Here is a 19112-nt window from a genome sequence, read left to right as displayed (position 1 = left end):
GGCCGTGAGGTAAAGTGACGAAAACAGGAGGTAGAAAATCATCATGCCGGTTCGTATCCGTTTGGCTCGTCGGGGCAGCAAGAAAAGACCCTTCTATTCCATTGTGGTGGCCCATTCGGAAGCCCCTCGTGACGGTCGGTTCATCGAACGCGTCGGAACTTACAATCCGTTGACCCAACCGGAAACGGTCACCTTTCATACAGAGCGCCTGCGATATTGGCTGGAACAGGGCGTGCAACCGACGAAGACGGTGATGAGCCTCATTCGCAAACATGCGGATCTGGGTGTGCCCAAGGCTTCCTGATGGACCTGAGGGCGGGCGGCGCTGAGTAAACGGGGGGGTGAACCATGCTGAAAGAACTCATTGAGTACATGGCGCGGGCGTTGGTTGATAAGCCGGAACTTGTCCGTGTTTCCGAAATCGAAGGGGAACAAACCTCCGTCATCGAGCTGCGAGTGGCCAAAGAGGACCTAGGGAAAGTCATCGGCAAACAAGGTCGTACAGCCCGAGCTATGCGCACGATCCTCAGTGCCGCATCCACGAAGATTCGCAAACGGGCGGTCTTGGAAATCATCGAATAGGTCATGGGCGCTCCCCGCTGGGTTCCCGTGGGAAAAATCGTCAGGACTCATGGGATTCACGGCGCCGTCGTCATCGCCCCGTATGGCGAAACCCTCAGCCGGCGGCAACCGGGAGAGCGGCTCTTTGTGCAAAATCCGGGGGGTGGACTGCCCCGGCTTTTGTGCATTGCAAAGAAACGGCCGCTGGGCGCCCTCTGGGCCCTGAGCTTTGAAGGGATCGGCGACCTCAATGCGGCGCAGGGTCTCGTGGGGTTGGAAGTTGGGGTGCCCGAAGGCGAGTTGCCTCCATTGCCCGAAGGCGAATACTATCATCATGAGCTGATCGGGCTCCACGTGGTCAAAGAAGACGGCACGATTCTCGGCCGTGTGGTGGGCGTGGTGGAAACAAAAGCCCACGATCTCTATGCGGTGGCCACGGATGCGGGTCACGAGGTGCTGCTGCCCGCCGTGGACGAGATCATCAAGAGGATCGATGTATCCCGCGGGGTCATGGTGGTGGATCCCCCGGAAGGTTTGTTGAATGATCTTTGACATCCTGACCATTTTTCCCGGCATGTTCAAGGGACCTCTCGATGAGAGCATTCTGGGGAAGGCGCAGGCTCGAGGTTTCATCACCCTGCGAGTCCACAACCTCCGAGACTTCGCAACGGATCGGCACCAGATGACCGACGACCGGCCTTTCGGCGGCGGGGAAGGCATGGTCATGAAACCGGAACCCATCGTCCGTGCTCTGGAAGCCCTCGCCCCATGGGGTCCGCCACCCCATGTGGTGTTGATGAGTCCGCAAGGGAAGCTGTTCGACCAAGCCACGGCGCGCCGTTACAGTACCCTGCCCCGCCTGGTGATCGTCTGCGGTCGTTACGAGGGTGTGGATGAACGGGTGGCTCAGCATTTCGTGGACGAAGAAGTCTCCATCGGGGACTACATCCTTACCGGTGGAGAGCTGGCCGCCATGGTTGTGGTCGATGCTGTTTCCCGGTTGATCCCCGGCGTTTTGGGAAATACCGCCTCGCCGGAAGCCGAGTCCTTTCAGGAACCCGTTTTAGAGTATCCCCAGTACACCAGGCCTCAAGAGTTTCGAGGCTACAGGGTCCCAGAAGTGCTCCTTTCCGGGGATCACCAGCGCATCGCCCGGTGGCGCCGTCGCCAGGCTCTCTTAAGAACTCGAGAAAGACGCCCGGATCTTTTCTCCAGGTTGCAACTTTCCGAAGAGGACCAGGCGCTGCTCCGGGAGGACGAGGAGGCGCCATGAGCGAGGCTGGGACGGGAAAGGCCCCAGTGCTTTATTTGGCTTTGGTGCACGCACCGGTGCGAAATCGGCGGGGCGAAGAAATTGCCGCCGCGGTGACAAATCTGGACCTGCATGATTTGGCGCGGCTCGCCTGCACGTATGAACTTCCGGCTTGTTATGTGGTGACACCCCTGAGAGATCAGCAGGATCTAGTCCACCGTCTGATTCATCATTGGCTCCACGGGATCGGAAGTCAACTGCATCCAGACCGGGAACGAGCTTTAAGGCGGCTTCGGATTGTGGCGACCTTGGAAGAGGCCATCGCTGATGTGGAGCGGGAACAGGGACGAGCGCCTTTTTTATGGGCGACATCCGCTCAGGGTACCGGTGCGGATGTCGATCCTGCGGAGGCTCGCGTGATTCTCGAGACCACAGGGCGTCCAGGGATGATGGTCCTTGGCACCGGATGGGGACTGGCCGAGAAGGTCTGGCGGCTCTGCCACGGCACTTTGCGTCCCGTGGAAGGCCGGGGCGATTACAATCATCTTTCGGTGCGATGCGCGGCGGCCATCTTGGTCGATCGGTTTTTTCGCGGGGAAGCTCCGTCGTCATTTTGATGTTTACGGACGGTCAACCTTTGGAGTATGTAAGCACTTTGCCCTTTCCAGGGAGGTACGAAAATCGTCCGCGGCCCAGTCGGCCGCATGATGAAGCTCTGCGAAGTGGAAGACGAGTGGAGGACGGCTATGGGGTTCAATGTGATCCAAAGTCTCGAACGTGATCTCATGCGGGTGGATATCCCGCAATTTCGGGTCGGTGACACGGTCAAGGTGCACGTCAAGATCCGCGAAGGCGACAAGGAGCGCATCCAGGTCTTCGAAGGTGTCGTGATCCGTCGCCATCGGGGCGGCGTGGGCGCGACCTTTACGGTACGGAAAGTCTCCTACGGCATTGGAGTGGAGCGCATTTTCCCGATCCATTCCCCGCAGATCGACAAGATCGAAGTGGTGCGCAAAGGCCGGGTGCGCCGCGCACGGCTCTATTACTTGCGGGAACGTTTGGGCAAGGCGGCCCGCATCAAGGAACGTCGATAATATCTTGTCGGTGCAATTTCCGGCGTGAGAGACCTTCAGCCGAGCCGAGACAAGGCGGCCTGCTTGGGACGGCCTGCGCATGCAAAGGACGTTGTTTGAGACCCCGCCGGCGGACGCGTTGGGTTTTGACCGGGAAATCCGCCGGCGGGGTTTTCGCCTTGTGGCAGGGGTGGATGAAGCGGGGAGGGGACCGCTGGCGGGTCCAGTGGTCGCCGCGGCCGTGATCCTTCCCGACGGCATGGACTTTCCCGGAGTGACGGATTCCAAGAAAGTGCCGCCTCATCGTCGTGAAGAGCTGGCGGCCGTGATCTCCCGACGAGCCGTTTCGGTGGGCATCGGTTGGGCGGACCCCGATGAAATCGACCGAACGAATATCCTTCGCGCCACATTGACGGCCATGGTCCGAGCCATCCATGGGCTTGATATTGCGCCGGATTTTGTGCTCATCGACGGCCCCTATAGACTTCCCATCACCATTCCGCACCGAGGTGTCATCAAAGGGGATGCTCGAAGCCTTTCCATTGCAGCCGCATCCATTGTGGCAAAAGTCCATCGCGATCGTCTTATGGAAGCCTACCATGAGCAGTATCCTGCCTACGGGTTTGACCGACACAAAGGCTACCCCACAGTCCAACATTTGGAGGCGCTTCGGCGTCTAGGTCCTTGTCCTATCCATCGCCGGTCGTTTCAGGGCGTGTGTCTTCCCAAGGATCCGGTCCATGGGCCAGCATCGGGTTCGAACAGGCCGTGACAGTGAAACCGTGGCCTCCGTCTACCTTCAAGAGCGCGGCCTAGAAATCATCGCCAAGAACGTGCGCTGCCCTCTGGGCGAGGTGGACCTTGTCGCTCGGGACGGCTCCATGTATGTCTTTGTGGAGATCCGATCCCATCGACGCGCCCCATGGGTCCCGGAGGAATCCATCACACGCCCTAAAAGGCTCCGGGTGGTGCGCGTCGCCTTGTGGTATCTCAAACGCCATGGCCTCGTGGGGGTTCCCGTTCGTTTTGATGTGGTGGCCGTGAGGTGGCGAGCGGATGAAGCGGAGATTCGCTGGATTCCCGGCGCATTTGACATCGAGGGAGAGCCCTGAACGGGATGGGAGAGAATGAAAGGAAAAGCGACCACATCAACGAAAGAGCCCTGCGGACATCTCTACGTGGTGGCGACTCCCATCGGTAACCTGTCGGATATCACCTTAAGGGCCCTTGAAATCTTGCGAAGCGTGGACGCCGTTGTGGCGGAAGACACCCGGCACACACTGAAGCTTTTGAGCGCGTATCAAATCCGTGTTCCCGTCCACAGCTGCCATGCCCATACGTCCAAAGAAGGTCTCAGAAAGATTGTGGATCTCCTCAAACGCGGCGCACATGTGGCCTTGGTCACCGACGCCGGCACCCCCGGCATCTCCGATCCCGGCGTGGCCTTGATTCAGGAAGCCTTGGCCCACGATGCCCCCGTGATACCGGTCCCGGGTCCGAGCGCTGTGATTACCGCTCTGAGCGTCTCGGGACTGCCGTCCCAGCCTTTTGCTTTCTTAGGCTTTCCGCCCCCAAGAGGCGGCCCCAGGAGCAAATTCTTTCAAGAATTTGGTGCCTTGGGGATGACCTGTGTGCTCTATGAGTCGCCTCGGCGTTTGCCTCGGACCCTGGAAGATATTCTCACGTATTGGGGGGATCGGCAGGTGGCCGTGGCCCGGGAACTCACCAAAGTGCATGAGGAAGTGTTTCGGGGAAAGGTTTCCGAAGCGCTGGAGGTTTACAGGGCGGGGACCCGGGGGGAAGTCACCCTGGTGGTGAGCGGTGCGCCGGCCCAGTCCGCCATGCAGCCGGAAGAGCCGTCATGGCAGGAGGCTCTTGTGACTTATTTGCAAGAGGGGAATTCGGTCAAAGATGCCGTGGAAAAAGTCCATCAGACCTACAAGGTCAGACGCCGAGAGGCCTATCGCACGGCCTTAAAGCTGACATCTCGGGACAACCCATTTCATCAGAGAGGGTCTTCATGAAAGAAAAGCCCAAAGGCGCCCTTCGCTGCATTTGCCTGCACGGGCACTTCTATCAACCGCCCAGAGAAAATCCATGGCTTGATGCCGTGCCCAGGGAGCCCAGTGCCGAACCGGACCACGACTGGAATAGGCGTATCACGAATGAATGTTATCGGCCGAACGCGGCGGCCCGCATTGTGGATCCTCAAAACCGTGTTGTGGCGTTACGGAACAATTACGAATGGCTCAGCTTTGATTTCGGCCCCACCTTGCTGAGCTGGATGGAAAGGCATGAACCGTGGGTGATCGGTCGCCTCGTCGAGGCCGATCGGCGGAGCGCCCAACGTGTGGCCGGGCAGGGGAATGCCATGGCCCATCCTTACAACCACATCATCCTTCCTTTGGCCAACCGCCGGGACAAAGAAACTCAGATCGCTTGGGGGATTGCAGAGTTTCGCCACCGCTATGGGCGCAGTCCTGACGGCATGTGGCTTCCCGAAACGGCTGTGGACAATGAAACCCTCGGCCTTCTGGCGGATGCCGGAATCCGATTTACGGTCCTTGCACCTCATCAGGCAGCGGCCTGGCGACCTGTTGGAGAAGAATCCACCGTGTGGCGACACGTCCGGGACGGCTCCATCCCTTGCGGACGGGCCTACCGGCATCGGTGCCCCAACGGCAAATGGATTCATCTGTTTTTTTATAACAGCCGGATTGCCCGAGGCATCGCCTTTGAGCGGCTTCTGGAACACAGCTCCCGGCTTCTCTCGGCCATACGGGAAGGTTTTGACGGCCCTGAGGTGCCCCCGGGGGAGGCATGGCTTGTCCATGCCGCTACCGACGGGGAATCTTACGGTCACCATTTCAAATTCGGAGACATGGCCCTGGCCGCCGCTTTCCTCGAATTGGAAAAAGATCCGACCGTAGAACTGGTAAATTACGCCACTTTCTTAAACCGATTCCCAGTCAGAGCCGAGGTGGAAATCGTCCCGGAAACGGCGTGGAGCTGTGCCCATGGGATCGGGCGGTGGCGCACCGACTGTGGTTGCCACAGCGGCGCGCACCCTGATTGGCACCAAAAGTGGCGGGAACCTCTCCGGGAAGCCTTGGATATGGTGAGGGATGCCCTGGCCCGGCACTTTGAAATCCAAGTTTCCGAGTGGTTCCGGGATCCATGGGCAGCGCGAAATGATTACATTGCCGTCATTTTGAGAGGGGCAGCGGAGAAAGAAGCGTTTTTCCGAAGACACCAACGCCGGACGCTTCCGTCCGAGGCGAGGCTGCGAATCCTCGAATTGATGGAAATGGAGCGGGAAGCCATGGCCATGTATGCGTCGTGCGGGTGGTTTTTCGATGACATCAGTGGACTGGAAACGCAGCTCATCCTTGCCCACGCCTGCCGCGCCATGGAACTGGCACGAAAGACCGGAGGTCCCGATTTAGAACAAGCCTTTATGAAACAATTGGAACGGGCACCGAGCAATCTGCCGGAAATAGGAGACGGCGCCAGAGTCTACAGACGGTTCGTGATGACCCAAAGGGTATCTCCGGAGCGGGTGTGCGCCGGAGTGACCATGGAAGCGCTGGCGCTTCGAAAGCCCCCGCGTGAACAGGCTCATGCTTTTATCATTCGCCCCCTTCAAGAACATTTTCTCTGTGAATATCCGGTGCCTTGTCAGGTGGGCACCATGGAAGTGGAAGAGGTCAGGACGGAAAGGCGGACAAGGCTCGGCTATGCGGCCATCCATCTTGGGGGGCTCGATCTTCGGGTTTCCGTTCAAGCTCTTGCGCAGGGGACCGATCTTGAGCCTTTGGTAAACAATCTGCGCTCGTGCGCCATGGAAGGAACGGCATCCATGCTGCGCTGTTTGGACGAGTTGCCCCACTGGGAGTCCTATTCCCTTAAAGATATTCCCGAAGATATGCGTATGGGGATCGCCTATAGACTCGCGCGCGACCATTTGCTCTTTTACACGGAATTTCAAAGACGTTTTTTCAATGCGCATCAGGGACTCTTGTGGTCGCTGCGTGAATGGGGCATCGCCTTGCCCGCCGATATCAAGGACTCTGTCCATCGCATCGTGGAACAAGAAATTCTCGAGATGCTGTCTCCCATCCTCATAGGCGGGGACGGCGGGGAAGTGCACTTACGGCAAAACGGGGCTGAGGGGAGCTTCCGACGGCAGACCCTCTTGGCGCGATTGCAGTTCTTGCGCTCATCCTTGGCATCCTGGGGTGTGTCCCAGGATCTTCCCGAAGTGCATCGGGCCTTAACCAGAGCGCTGCGAGGGGAAATGCACCGGATCCTCAGCACGGAGCGGAGCTCGTTGGACCGATTGTGTCTCCTGGTGGAAATCGCCGATGCGCTTCAGATCGCTTTCCGAGATTGGTGGATTCCGACCCTGTGGTGGGATTTGTGCTCCCGCTTGGAAACCACGGAAATATTGGACGGTCAGATGACCTGCCTTCGCACCCTGGAACGCTTGAGTGCCTGCCGCTTTCTTCCCGAAGCCCGTCAGGATTCTTGAGAGGGCTTCCGTACTCGTGCAATTTGTCTCCGTATAGGCTCTGCCTTGTTCATCCAAAGCACGAAACGGCGGCGAAAGGTCGTGCGACACAATTCCTTCATTAGCGTCGATGGCAGGCCACGTGCCGATCTGGGGCAATCTCTTTTAACACCGGCACCTCGTGGCTGCAGACAGCTCCCCTTTCCCGACATCGAGGATGAAACGGGCAGCCGCTGGGTGGTCGAATGGGGCTGGGGATATCCCCTTCTAAGAGGATCCGGTGTTTCCGACCGGCAGCCGTGGGATCAGGTACAGGAGCGGCCGACAACAGGGCTTGGGTATAGGGGTGCAAAGGTTCCTGGAAAAACGGTTCGTTGGGACCGATTTCCACCAGACGTCCCAAATACATGACCCCAATCCGGTGGGCCATATGTTCCACAACGCTGAGGTCGTGGGAGATGAAAAGATAGGTGAGCCCGAGCTGCTCCTGAAGCTCTTCCAAAAGATTGATGACTTGGGCCTGAATGGAAACGTCCAGGGCCGAGACAGGTTCGTCGGCCACCAAGAATACCGGGTTGAGCGCCAGGGCCCGGGCGATGACAATCCGCTGGCGTTGTCCTCCTGAAAATTCATGGGGATAGCGCTCGGCATCTTCGGGCCTCAACCCTACTTGGCAGAGCAAGGACGCGACCTTGTCGCGACGCTCGGCAGCCGAACCCATTTTGTGAATCACCAAAGGCTCTTCGATGAGTCGTCCGATTTTTTTCCGAGGATTCAAGGCCGAATAGGGATCCTGGTAAATGATCTGAGCGCGGCGTCGCAGCTGAAAGATCTGCCGGGAGTCTAAAGATTCCAAATCCTTTCCTTCGAAAAGAACGCGCCCGCTTGTCGGTTCTTCGAGGCGCAGCAGCAGACGGCCTAACGTGGATTTGCCACACCCGCTTTCCCCCACAAGGGCAAAGACCTCGCGACGAGCTATGGCAAAACTCACGCTCTCGACAGCTTTGACCACACCCACTGTGGAGCCGTACCCGACGCGCTGAAGGGGATAATGCTTGCTCAGGTTTTTCGCTTCGCAGATCACATCCTTCATGGCTGTATCACCGGATGCCAGCATCGCACGCGATGCCCCTTGGACAGTTCTGTCCAGTCTGGAACCTCGGTCAAGCACGGTCCTGAGGCTCGTGAGCAGCGATCTTGAAAGGCGCAGCCTGGGGGCAACCGATGCAGGCCGGGTACCGTGCCGGGAATGGGCGTAAGCTTTCCGCGTTGGCCACCGATTTTAGGGAGCGACGCAAAAAGGCCTCGAGTGTAAGGGTGGGCTGGCAAGCGAAAGAGGTCCATGACGCTCGCTTCTTCCACAGCCCTTCCTGCATACATGACCACCACGCGGCTGCACGTTTCGGCGACGACTCCCAGGTCATGGGTGATGAGCACCACGGCCATGTTGATTTCTTTTTTCAGTCGCTGGATCAGATCGAGGATTTGCGCTTGGATGGTCACATCCAGGGCTGTGGTGGGTTCGTCCGCAATGAGGATTTTCGGGCGGCAAGCCAGGGCCATGGCAATCATGGCACGCTGGCACATGCCGCCGGACAACTGGTGCGGGTAAGCATCCACTCTGGATTCAGGATCGGGAATACCCACGAGAGACAGGGCATGAATCGCTTCGCGGTGAGCCTCATCCTTGGTGAGTCCCCTGTGTTTGCGAAGCACCTCTCGAATTTGAAACCCCACCGTATAAACTGGATTCAACGACGTCATGGGCTCCTGGAAGATCATGGAAATCTCGTTTCCTCGAATACGCCTTAGGGCGCTTTCGGGAAGCGACAGGAGGTCAATCCCTTTATACAGCACTTGCCCAGAGGTGATCCTCCCCTGAGGCTTGGGAACAAGCCTCAAGATGGACAGCGCCGTCACACTCTTGCCGCACCCGCTTTCCCCCACGATCCCCAAGGTCTCGCCGTGGTGCAGCTCGAGGTCCAGTCCGTCTACGGCGCGCACGACGCCGCGGCGTGTCACGAATTCGGTACACAGCCCTTGAATTTTCATAAGAACGGCCGTCATCGCGACCTCAAGGACGGATCGAGCACATCGCGCAGCCCGTCTCCGAAGAGATTGAACCCAAGGACCAGCAGCAAGATGGCCAAGCCGGGAAATGCGGCTACGTGGGGCGCCGTTTGGATGTATTGGCGTCCTTCACTGAGCATGGCTCCCCATTCGGGCTGCGGCGGTTGGGCTCCAAGGCCCAGAAAGCCCAGGGCAGCCGCCTGAAGGACGGCGGTTCCCATGCCCAGCGTGGCGTAGACGATGATGGGCGCAAAAGTGTTGGGCAGCACATGCAAGAAAAGCACACGGCCATGGCTTCCGCCGAGATGGCGAATGGCCTGGACGAAAAGCTGTTGTTTGAGAGACAGGACGTTGGAACGCACGATTCTGGCATAATGGGGAATATAGACAAGCCCCACGGCGATCATGGTGTTGGGAAGGCTGGGGCCGAGAACGGCTGTAATGACGATGGCCAAAAGCACGGCGGGGAACGCGAGAAGAACGTCCATGATGCGCATGATGACACTGTCCAACGGGTTTCCGAAATAGCCCGCGACAAGCCCCAAGAAGGTTCCCGGGATGAGGGAGATGCTCACCGAGATCACCCCGATCATGAGGGAGATGCGGCTGCCGTAAATGACCCGGCTCAGAATGTCCCTGCCCAGGCTGTCGGTGCCGAAAAGATGTTTTGACCCGGGCGGTTGCAGTCGTTCCAAGGGGGCCGGCATCAGAGGGTTATAGGGGGCCAAGAGAGGGCCGAACACGGCGAGGATCACGATGCCGGTAATGAGGCATAGGCCGATGGCGGCCGTTCGATGGCGTAAGAGGTCGCTGAGTAGTTCCGGGCTATTCATGGATGCGAATCCTGGGATCCAAAACCACATAGATGAGATCGACCACAAGATTGATCAACGTCATGATGACCGCAAAGATGAGCACGCAGCTCTGGACCGCAGCATAGTCTCGTCCCATGAGAGAATCCACCACGTAACGACCCAGCCCGGGCCAAGAAAAGATGGTCTCCGTCAGAACTGCCCCACTGAGCAACAGTCCCAAGTTCAGGCCAAGCACCGTGATCACGGGAAGCATGGCATTGCGGAGGGCATGGCGGAGAACGACCACCCATTCGTCCATCCCCTTGGCCCGCGCTGTTCGAATGTAGTCTTTGTGGAGAACCTCCAGCATGCTGGATCGGGTGATTCGGGCGACCACGGCCATCGGGATTGTGGCCAAAGTCAATGCGGGCAGGATTAAGTGATGAAGACCGTCCCAAAAAACATTCCAGCGCATGGCAAGTAAAGCGTCCACAAGGATCAAGCCCGTGATGGAGGGGGCGTCCAAGCCCATTGCAAGCCTGCCCATCATGGGGAAAAGGGGGTATTTGACGGCGAAAAAGTAAATGAGCATGAGGCCCAGCCAAAAGATGGGCATGGAAACTCCCACTAAGGCCAAAAACATGGTGGTGTAGTCCAACAGGGAGTATTGACGCACGGCAGAGACCACCCCGGCAGCCATCCCGAAAAGTGTGGCCAGGAACATCGCCGCCAAGGACAGTTCCACAGTGGCGAGGAGTCGAGGGGTGATTTCCTTGAGAACGGGCGTGCCGGTGCGCACAGACATGCCCAAATCGCCTTGCACGGCGGACTTCACGTAAAGCCAGTACTGGACCGCCAAGGAGCGGTCCAGACCCAGCTTATGGCGAAGCCGTGCCAGTTCCTCGGGTGAGGCGTACTCGCCCACGAGGAGCTGCGCGGGGTCGCCCGGGATGAGGCGCAACATGAGAAACACCAACAGCGAAACCCCGAACAAGATCACAACCAGCTGCAGCAGGCGCCGTCCCACGTAGCTCCAAGGCATGACCGGACGCTCCTCCTATTTTTCCTTCCAGACCATCTCGAAGGAATTCAACCCGTTAGGTCGAAGCGGCACGTCGTGCAATTTTTTACTGTAACAGCGGACGATGGTGGAGTGAGCCAGAGGGACCCAAGGGGCTTCCCGATGAAAGATCTCTTGGGCTTTCATGTAAAGCTTGGCGCGCTCCTCTTTGTTAAAGACTTTTTGAGCCTGTTTCACCAGCTCCGTGAATTCGGCATTTTTCCAAAGGGCCACGTTGGCCGCCCCCGGCGTCACCGCCGTATCCGCCGAAAGAAGGCCGTAAAGGAAGTTGTCAGGATCGGCATTGCCCCCGAGCCAGCCCAGCATGCACATGTCATGTTCACCATTGCTGGTGTTTTTGAGGTAGGTGCCCCAGTCGTAGCGGACAATTTTGGCCTTCACGCCAACCGCCGCGAGATAGGCTTGAATCAGTTCGGCGGTCTTGACCGGTTCCGGCATGTAGGCCCGCGATACGGGCATGGCCCACAGTTCCAGTTCCCTGTTGAAATCGAACCCGGCTTCCTGCAGCATCTTTTTGGCTTTTTCCGGGTTGTATTCATAAGGCTGAATACTGTCATTGTAACTCCAGATGGTGGGCGGAAAAGGATTCTTGGCTGGAATGGCCAGTCCCTGAAAGATGGCCTTGATGAGGGTGTCCTTGTCGATGGCATGGCTGATGGCTTGGCGGACACGTGGGTCTTTCAAAGCGGGCTTCTCGGTGTTGAATGCGAGATAGCCCACGTTGATACTCGGCCGCTCGATCACCTTCAGGTTTGGGTCCTTTCTGACTAAAGTGATGGAATCGGGATCGAGATCGTCCGCGATGTCCACAGTGCCCGACTGGAGGGCCATAAGCCGGGCGGAAGGTTCTGGGATGGACTTCAAGATGATCCGGTCCACTTTGGCCTTGTTGCCCCAGTAGTGCTCATTTCGCTCCAGAATGATCTGATCGTCCTTCACCCAGTTGACAAATTTAAACGGACCCGTCCCCACCGGATGCAGGCCGATCTGATCCTTGTATTCGGCCAGAGCCTTCGGGGAGACGATGGGGCAGAGCCACAGGGCGAGGTTGTTGAGGAGCGGTGCGTAGGGCTTTTTGGTGATGAGCTGCACGGTGTACTCATCCACCACCTTGACCTGACCCACCATCCCCAAGGACAGGTTCAGATAGGCCCATTTGCCGTAGCCGTGAAACGGATGGTTCGCATCGATCACGCGGGCAAAAGAATCGTAGACAGCCTGGGCATTGAAGGGGGTCCCGTCGTGGAAGGTCACGCCTTTGCGCAGGTGAAACGTCCACGTCAAGCCGTCCTCGCTCACCTCCCAGGAGGTGGCCAATTGAGGCTCGATGTCCATGGAGTTGTCCCCGAACTTCACCAGGTTTTCATAGATCTGGATGCCTGCCTTGATGGATTCTCCGTCGGTCGCCTGGGCTAAATCCAATGAGACGGAATCCCCGCCTCGGCCCCAAATCAGAGTGCCGCCGGAAACAGCTTGATCCGCCGCTGTGCCCAAACCTGGAAAGAGGAGTACCAAAAAAGCCAAAAGCACCAAGCCCTTCCGCATCGCTTCCTCCTTGTCATTTCGGGTTTGTGGACGGGTATCTCCAGCAAAACCGCACCGTGCGGCCGGAGATTTCCGCTGTTTTGATAACTTCTTGGGCGTTTGACTGCAAGAACTCCAGCAGAGCCGTGAACACTGCCAAATGGCCTCGGACACAGAGGTCAAGCCAGGGTCCCTCCGCCACCTCGTCCGCCACTTCCGTGACCACTTCCAGGCAGGTGATATCCGGCCGTTGGGCGCTGTAGTTGAGTTGGGCCACCCGGGCCACGGGGGGGAGCACGGCCACGGGCCCGTGACCCACAGGAGGGAATATCTCTGGGTTCCAGCTTTCGGCGTATCGTTGATAGCGTCTGCGTATGTCCTCGTTTCTTCGCACAAGTTCCGGGTCGTTCCGCACATGTCTTTCGATGCGCCGAGCAATCTCGAGGGCGAGATGGTGGCGGGGATGGGTGGGTTCGTCGAGGTAAGGGAGATAGACGTACAGGAAGGCTCGAGGAATCCAATGCTCGGCGAAATTTCCGGGGAGGTAGCCGGAAAAGGGTTGGTCCCATTCATGACTGGGAACCCCATGCCCGTCCAAGACCATCTGCGGAAGCCACCGCTCCCAGACGCGGCGCTTGGCTAGGGCTTCAGGAAATCTGGGCCTTTTTGCAAAGTAGTCCTCATAAAACTCGCAGCCCAAGGCGTTGTAACGTGCTGCGTGCAACTTGTGGCCCGGGGCCGTGGGATAAAGACGTTCAAAGGCGGCGATTCCGTCCGCGTTTTCCGCAGGGATCCAGACGAGATTGACCTTGCGCAGGAGCGCTTGTCCCTCTTCTGTGGCCGCCACTGTCCAAGCGAAAAACAAAGCCGCCTCCGTGCTGGACACTTCGTTGGCGTGATGTCGCGCATTGAAGAGTATCGTCGGCTTTAAAAGACGCAGCCGGGCCTGTGAGACGCTCTCCGAAGGATACGGCAGAGTGGCTTCAAGGGACCAAACGGGTCGAGCGTGAAAAGTCCGAGAGGCCTGCCACACCTGCAACGCCGGTGCCTGAGCCAGTCTGTGCGCCCATCGAGTGACCTCTGGAAGGCGCAGAATCCTGTCTGTCGGTGGGGGTTCCGACAGTTCACGCTCGAGGTTCTTTCGTGAAGAACGTTGTCGTCGTGGCGCGGGAAATCGCAAAACGAGCTCCTCGTCGGGGGGGGCGCCTCGATCTCGATCTGGAGATAGGAGCTTTCCTGGAAGGTTTTGGGCAGGGTGGACGTTCGTCGACGGCGAAAAGCTCAACCCCACGTCCCAGTGCTTGGGATGACACCGCAGCCATCGAATGCGGGGTTGATTATCATCGGCTTTGTCGTCGCCCCGGGACGACTCAGGGTTTTGGACCGGTTCATCCGTCCACGATTCCGTAAGCGGGCCGGCGACAAGGCGGGCGTGTGGATTTCGGGCCCGTTTTTTCCACGTCACAAACGGCATCACCTGTCCCAACTGGACAGATCTGGGAAGCCCATGATGCTCGGCAAAATCTTTGAAGGCCTCAAGGAGTGTAAAATAGATGTCTTCGTGGAGCGCCTCCATGGGAGAAAGCCTCTCTTGATCGAGACCCAGAGGGCATTCGGTTTCCTCGATGGCGGCAGTGATGCGAATCTCTTCCCAAAAAGCCCGGAGCTGTGGCCTCTCTCCGAGAGGCAGGCGTCTTTTCATCGCCCGAAACAGTGCCGGCAGCCACCTTCTGCCAAACACCTTCCAGAACACTTCCCGGTCTGTGGGAATGGAATGGTCCAGGAGCACGCGAGACCGGTGAAGCAGGAGGACGCCCGCCGTCGTGGGATGGACCTTTGCGGATGTTGAGATCCGACCGAAATAGGGAAGCGCCGTCCAACGCGGCGTCAGAGCCTCGTCCAAAAGGAGGTCACCCCGGCGGTTCCAGATGCGGATGCGATAGACGCTCTGCTGTTCAGAGTCCAGGCGCACATGAACCTGAGAGACATCCAGTCCCAAGTTCTTGGCCAGAAGATCAGGCCCTGGATAAATTTCCTGGAGCCAACGGGTGCGGGTTTCCATCGCCTCCGGCGTGCCCACAAAGGGCGAGAAGGAAAGCTCTACCCCCTCCACCGGTGAGGTGTTTTCCTTGAGGGCCATGGCGGCGGCAGGAAGCACTTTTTCCAGGAGCCAACAGAGGCCGGGTTTGTAGGCATTATAGACTTCGAGTTGAGGCTCGTAGCCTTTGGCCCTCAGGATTTTTTCCAGGCGCCCTTTGAGCCGCCGGCGAACCGCCGCGGGTTTACTGACAAAGAGGATCCCGGAAAGAGGACCCTGGCCCGCGGGGACTTTCGTCAGCAGTTTTTCCAGGCGGATATGTTCGGCGTTCCACCGACACTCTTTAAGGACTGGGGGGAAAGCGGTCATTTCGCCTGTGGAGGCGGAACAGGTCTTCCGATATGTGACGCGCTGCACCTGGTCACGCAAGGCGACGATGGGTTCGGCTCCGGGACCCGGCTCACGAACCGCCCAGAGCAGCCAGCCAAGAAGAGCCTTTTCCAGAGCCGTTTCAGAACCTTGAAGGATGATATGCCGACCGTTTTCTCCCGTTGTCTCAATACAGGCCGAGGGACATCCGGGGTCTTCCCGAATTTCCAGAACGACTCCGTCATGGCGCATGGGACCGACAAAGATGAAAGGAATCTGGATTTGGGTGGCATGGAGAGAGATACGGGAAAGGGCATGGCAAAGACTTCGCCCGACTCGAGGGGAAAGTCTTTGGGAGGGCAGAACGACGGCCAGACGAAACGAGCGGTGCCTCGGGTCTTCAGGGGAGGTTTCCAAAAACCCGTGGGCGGCGGAAAGGTGCAACAGGTCCGGGGCGTCTTTCGGGGCCGTAGCCTGTGGCCGCATTTCGAAAGGGCAGCAAAGGTCAAGCAGGACGGCTTTGGCTGAAGCGATTCGGTGCGAAAAAAACGGTTGCGTCCCGCCCCCGCGGTTCCACACCTTGAGAAGGGCCGGAGGGGCGGGAATCCATTCCAAAACGGACCAGTCTTCGGGAAGCCTTGGTAGATCGAGCACGTCCGACAGCGCCAAAAGGCGCAAAAAGGATGCCGTCGCTGCCGGTGAACTGGCGACGGCGAGGACGTGCAAGGGAGCTTTCCGAAAAAGGCGGACCGTCGCGACGGGCCGTTTTCCGTCTTTGTCTTGGCGTCCTTGGAGGCGGACCTCCAAGAAAGCTTGTCCTTTTGATGGCTTGCGAAGGCGGACCAAAGGAGCGTCCAAGCGCACCGTCTCAAAAGCCCAGCGGCACGCCAAATGTGCCGCCTCCGCCCACACTGCGCTCCAGCAAAGGTTCCGAGCCAGGACCAGACTGGCAGACACACGGTCGATCAAGCCGTCCCCGTCCGTGTCTTGATAAATGTGCTGTCCTGAAAAAAGCTCTTCCAGCATTTCCAACCTGTGCCGAAAAAAGCGCCTCGAGCGGGAAGGTCCCTTTCCTTTTACCGGACCCGGCTTGCCAAGATCAATGCACCACTCAAAGAACCTACGGGGTCCTGGAGAAGACCCTCGCCGGGGAAGAGAGGGAGAGCGGCTGAACGGACGAGAAAGCGGCTGGTGTGCTCGGAAAACATCTTGGGACCGTCAAAGGAGCCCGTGACGAATCGGTGGAGAAGTTTCCGTGAATTTCGCCTATTGACCATTGTGTGGCCGAAAGTTTGAAAGTGATGCGCCGCGCCCTTGCTTGCCGCCTTGCTCGTCGGCATCCTCACGCGGATGCTGCGGCCGGGAGCAAGTCCAGAGAAGACCCTTGGTGGGGAGCGTTGCGGCACGGATTCAGGTCTCGTCACGGCGCAGGCGCGTCAAATCCACCGTGCCCAGAGCCATGAGGGCGGCGGACAACCCGAACGCAAAAATCGGGGAGACCACCGTCCACAGGATGCCGACCATGGCACTGGAGATAAATTTGGCCGTGCCGTTAACCGTTCCCAGGGATCCGTAACTGAGTCCCAACTGTTCGGAACGGACCATATCCGCCGTCACCGATGGTTCAAGCGCTTCCTGAACCGCCATGTACAGGCCGGCGATGATAAAGATAGCGGCAAGAAACACCGGACTGTTCAGGTGCATCCAGAAAGCTGTCGCGGTCATGACAGCCGTCAAAACGCCGAGGACATAGCCGAAAACCAAGACGGCAAGAGACCCATAGCGGTCCGCAAAGGCTCCGATGGGATAGGAAGCGGCGACTTGAACCACATTGCGCAGCACATAAAAAGATGCGGCCGCCTGGGCGGCGCGCACCGTTCCCATGGAAGGGGTGAGCAACTGCGTGGCCGCCAGAATCAGCAGGCTATGAGAAAAATCGCCGATGCCGAAAATCCCGACGGCTCTCAAGTACCGCTTGAACTTTGGGGGAAGATCTGCCAGTGCCGAGAAAAATCTGAGCTTGGGATTGGGTGATTGTTGCGGGTCCTTGACCAGAACCAGGAAGGAAAGCACCGCCAGGGCTCCGGGAACCAAGGTCCACCAGAAAACGAGACGAAAGGGGTCAGCCGAATCCGTTCCCTTCAAGCCTTGGGCCCAGCCAAGCAAGGCCACCCCTGAGATCGGCCCCACCACAGCGCCTATGGTGTCCATGGCCCGGTGAAATCCAAAGGCCCGGCCTCGCGTTTCCGGAGCAATGGCTTGCGCCACGATGGCATCCCGAAGAGGCCCCCGCAGTCCCTTTCCGAACCAGGAAAGCACCCGACCGGTCAGAATCAGGTACCACCCGCCGGCCAGGGCGATCAAAGCTTGCCCGAAAGGTGTCAGGCCGTAGCCGACGAGCACGAGAAGTTTCCGATGACCCAGCTTATCTGCGATGTATCCTGAGGCCATCTTCGTGAAACTTGCTACGGCATCGGCGATGCCTTCTATGGTTCCCAAAAATGCGGCGGGCAGTCCAAGGACTGCGAAAAAACCTGGGAGAATCACTGTGGTCGTTTCATAGCAAAAGTCGCCCAAGGCGCTGGTCAGACCTGCGCCGCCGACGGTGCGATTGAGCCATGAACGGGCTTGTCTTTGAGATGACACGGCGCTCTCCTGCAAGGCGGTAATTTGAGGGGGAGAATCTTTCCTTATGCGGTTTTTCATCATCCGGGTCGAGTCACAGGCGAGGCGTGCGCGTGGAGCACGCCCTCGGCCTGTAGCAAACCTCAGAACGGATTCCTGACCAGGTCGGCATTCTAGAAAAGAATTTTTTGCCAGCGTGAGCCTCCACCTCAAGCGGGTTTTCCCGGCACTCGTTGCCAACCTTGGTGCACGCCCAACAGCACAAGGCCTCTAGCGCAATTCGCTCATCAGGGGAACAACGACGCTCATGTGACCACATTTGTGTCCCATTGACTCTAGCTTGGCGAACCCCGAAGGCACCTTTGATGTCCTTCCCAATAGCTGGCGTTTCTTTTCCGACCAGGACATTTCGGCTTTCCAGGAAAAAGAAGTCGGCTTGAAAGCCGCTTAATCTGGTCTTTGGCCATGGAGCCCCGATGGCCTACACTCTTGGAGCGATCTGTGGGAGGATAGCCCCGAATGCGGGGGAAAGCCAGGTTCATTGTTTTTGGGCGGGAGGGGGTTCATGCCCTCAGCCTGATTGACGAAGCTTTGCAGATCCGCCGGGAAAGACTTCTCGAGCGCCCTTGGTCTCGTAGGGGATGCGCAGGCGTGGATGCCACCACCACATGGACCTGCATCTGTCCAGAAGGGACGTGCCCCGGCATTTTCGCACAGTCTGTAGGTTATTTGTCCCATAACGGCAATGTTTGCAAGGCTGAAGGGGCAAGAATCGCTGAAGACTCTCGAGGATGTCATAACAATCGTCATGTGAACATTTCTTTTGAGATCACGAGGTGATAAAAATTAAACGTTTATGCTGCACAACCCACAGGTCTCCGACCGGAGAAAGTGAATTGTGTGTTTTCTCCTGAATCCGTGCGATCGCGTCGATCCGTGAAACTGTCTTTACGAAGATCTCGTGGGCCGTTCTTCCGACATCGCAACCGATGCCCCTTCCAGGTGAAAATGTGATGGGAGATCCTACGGTATAAAGGAGACGTAAACTCCACATGAAATCTTTGGTGACATGGTTTTGTGCTTAGATTCACTCACACGGATTAAGAAAAATTGGCAAAAAGTGATATGAAAAGGAGGGATGTTCGGTTCAAGATCTTTCAGCCAGGCCTGGTACCAGATGAATGAACCAAGTCGCTGTGTCGCATAAGTGAAATG

Annotated in this window: 17 protein-coding genes; 10 read left to right on the top strand and 7 right to left on the bottom strand. The window is 58.1% G+C overall.

Annotated features, from left to right (window positions below):
* Positions 1–43 precede the first annotated feature (43 nt).
* The 10 genes from rpsP (at position 44) to ACZ5K9_RS00365 (ending at position 7417) form a co-directional block, all read left to right on the top strand.
* Complete coding sequence (gene rpsP / locus ACZ5K9_RS00410) at positions 44–304, top strand: 30S ribosomal protein S16 (protein WP_464272467.1); 261 nt, start codon at positions 44–46, stop codon at positions 302–304.
* Positions 305–348: 44 nt separating this feature from the next.
* Positions 349–582, top strand: a complete 234-nt coding sequence (locus ACZ5K9_RS00405) for a KH domain-containing protein (protein WP_464272466.1) — start codon at positions 349–351, stop codon at positions 580–582.
* A 3-nt stretch (positions 583–585) separates the two neighbouring features.
* Positions 586–1113 carry a ribosome maturation factor RimM gene (gene rimM, locus ACZ5K9_RS00400; protein ID WP_464272465.1) on the top strand — a complete coding sequence of 176 codons (528 nt, stop codon included), beginning with the start codon at positions 586–588 and terminating at the stop codon, positions 1111–1113.
* Positions 1103–1834 carry a tRNA (guanosine(37)-N1)-methyltransferase TrmD gene (gene trmD / locus ACZ5K9_RS00395; RefSeq protein ID WP_464272464.1) on the top strand — a complete coding sequence of 244 codons (732 nt, stop codon included), beginning with the start codon at positions 1103–1105 and terminating at the stop codon, positions 1832–1834. The genes rimM and trmD overlap by 11 nt, the downstream gene beginning before the upstream one ends.
* On the top strand, positions 1831–2430 hold the full coding sequence (locus ACZ5K9_RS00390; protein WP_464272463.1) for an RNA methyltransferase: 600 nt from the start codon (positions 1831–1833) through the stop codon (positions 2428–2430). The genes trmD and ACZ5K9_RS00390 overlap by 4 nt, the downstream gene beginning before the upstream one ends.
* A 129-nt stretch (positions 2431–2559) precedes the next feature.
* Positions 2560–2907 carry a 50S ribosomal protein L19 gene (gene rplS, locus ACZ5K9_RS00385; RefSeq protein WP_464272462.1) on the top strand — a complete coding sequence of 116 codons (348 nt, stop codon included), beginning with the start codon at positions 2560–2562 and terminating at the stop codon, positions 2905–2907.
* A 79-nt stretch (positions 2908–2986) separates the two neighbouring features.
* Positions 2987–3658, top strand: a complete 672-nt coding sequence (locus ACZ5K9_RS00380; protein WP_464272461.1) for a ribonuclease HII — start codon at positions 2987–2989, stop codon at positions 3656–3658.
* Positions 3627–3998 carry a YraN family protein gene (locus tag ACZ5K9_RS00375; RefSeq protein ID WP_464272460.1) on the top strand — a complete coding sequence of 124 codons (372 nt, stop codon included), beginning with the start codon at positions 3627–3629 and terminating at the stop codon, positions 3996–3998. The genes ACZ5K9_RS00380 and ACZ5K9_RS00375 overlap by 32 nt, the downstream gene beginning before the upstream one ends.
* Before the next feature lie 15 nt (positions 3999–4013).
* Positions 4014–4910, top strand: a complete 897-nt coding sequence (gene rsmI / locus ACZ5K9_RS00370; RefSeq protein ID WP_464272459.1) for a 16S rRNA (cytidine(1402)-2'-O)-methyltransferase — start codon at positions 4014–4016, stop codon at positions 4908–4910.
* The gene (locus ACZ5K9_RS00365; protein WP_464272458.1) at positions 4907–7417 is read left to right on the top strand and encodes a DUF3536 domain-containing protein; all 2511 of its coding nucleotides are present in this window, start codon (positions 4907–4909) and stop codon (positions 7415–7417) included. The genes rsmI and ACZ5K9_RS00365 overlap by 4 nt, the downstream gene beginning before the upstream one ends.
* A gap of 100 nt (positions 7418–7517) precedes the next feature.
* Here the strand turns inward: ACZ5K9_RS00365 and ACZ5K9_RS00360 are convergent, their stop codons facing one another.
* The 7 genes from ACZ5K9_RS00360 to ACZ5K9_RS00330 form a co-directional block, all read right to left on the bottom strand.
* Positions 7518–8489: an ABC transporter ATP-binding protein gene (locus tag ACZ5K9_RS00360; protein WP_464273914.1), complete on the bottom strand. Its 972-nt coding sequence runs from the start codon at positions 8487–8489 to the stop codon at positions 7518–7520.
* Positions 8486–9463: an ABC transporter ATP-binding protein gene (locus tag ACZ5K9_RS00355; protein ID WP_464272457.1), complete on the bottom strand. Its 978-nt coding sequence runs from the start codon at positions 9461–9463 to the stop codon at positions 8486–8488. Before ACZ5K9_RS00355 ends, ACZ5K9_RS00360 begins: the two co-directional genes overlap by 4 nt.
* On the bottom strand, positions 9460–10299 hold the full coding sequence (locus tag ACZ5K9_RS00350) for an ABC transporter permease (protein WP_464272456.1): 840 nt from the start codon (positions 10297–10299) through the stop codon (positions 9460–9462). Before ACZ5K9_RS00350 ends, ACZ5K9_RS00355 begins: the two co-directional genes overlap by 4 nt.
* Complete coding sequence (locus ACZ5K9_RS00345) at positions 10292–11302, bottom strand: ABC transporter permease (RefSeq protein WP_464272455.1); 1011 nt, start codon at positions 11300–11302, stop codon at positions 10292–10294. Before ACZ5K9_RS00345 ends, ACZ5K9_RS00350 begins: the two co-directional genes overlap by 8 nt.
* A gap of 15 nt (positions 11303–11317) precedes the next feature.
* Positions 11318–12886: an ABC transporter substrate-binding protein gene (locus ACZ5K9_RS00340; RefSeq protein WP_464272454.1), complete on the bottom strand. Its 1569-nt coding sequence runs from the start codon at positions 12884–12886 to the stop codon at positions 11318–11320.
* Positions 12887–12899: 13 nt separating this feature from the next.
* On the bottom strand, positions 12900–16298 hold the full coding sequence (locus ACZ5K9_RS00335; protein ID WP_464272453.1) for a M14 family metallopeptidase: 3399 nt from the start codon (positions 16296–16298) through the stop codon (positions 12900–12902).
* A 384-nt stretch (positions 16299–16682) separates the two neighbouring features.
* Positions 16683–17918, bottom strand: a complete 1236-nt coding sequence (locus ACZ5K9_RS00330; RefSeq protein WP_464272452.1) for an MFS transporter — start codon at positions 17916–17918, stop codon at positions 16683–16685.
* Positions 17919–19112 lie beyond the last annotated feature (1194 nt).

This window comes from Desulfosoma profundi, assembly GCF_055387865.1.
This window is presented reverse-complemented; position numbering and strand designations above follow the sequence as displayed.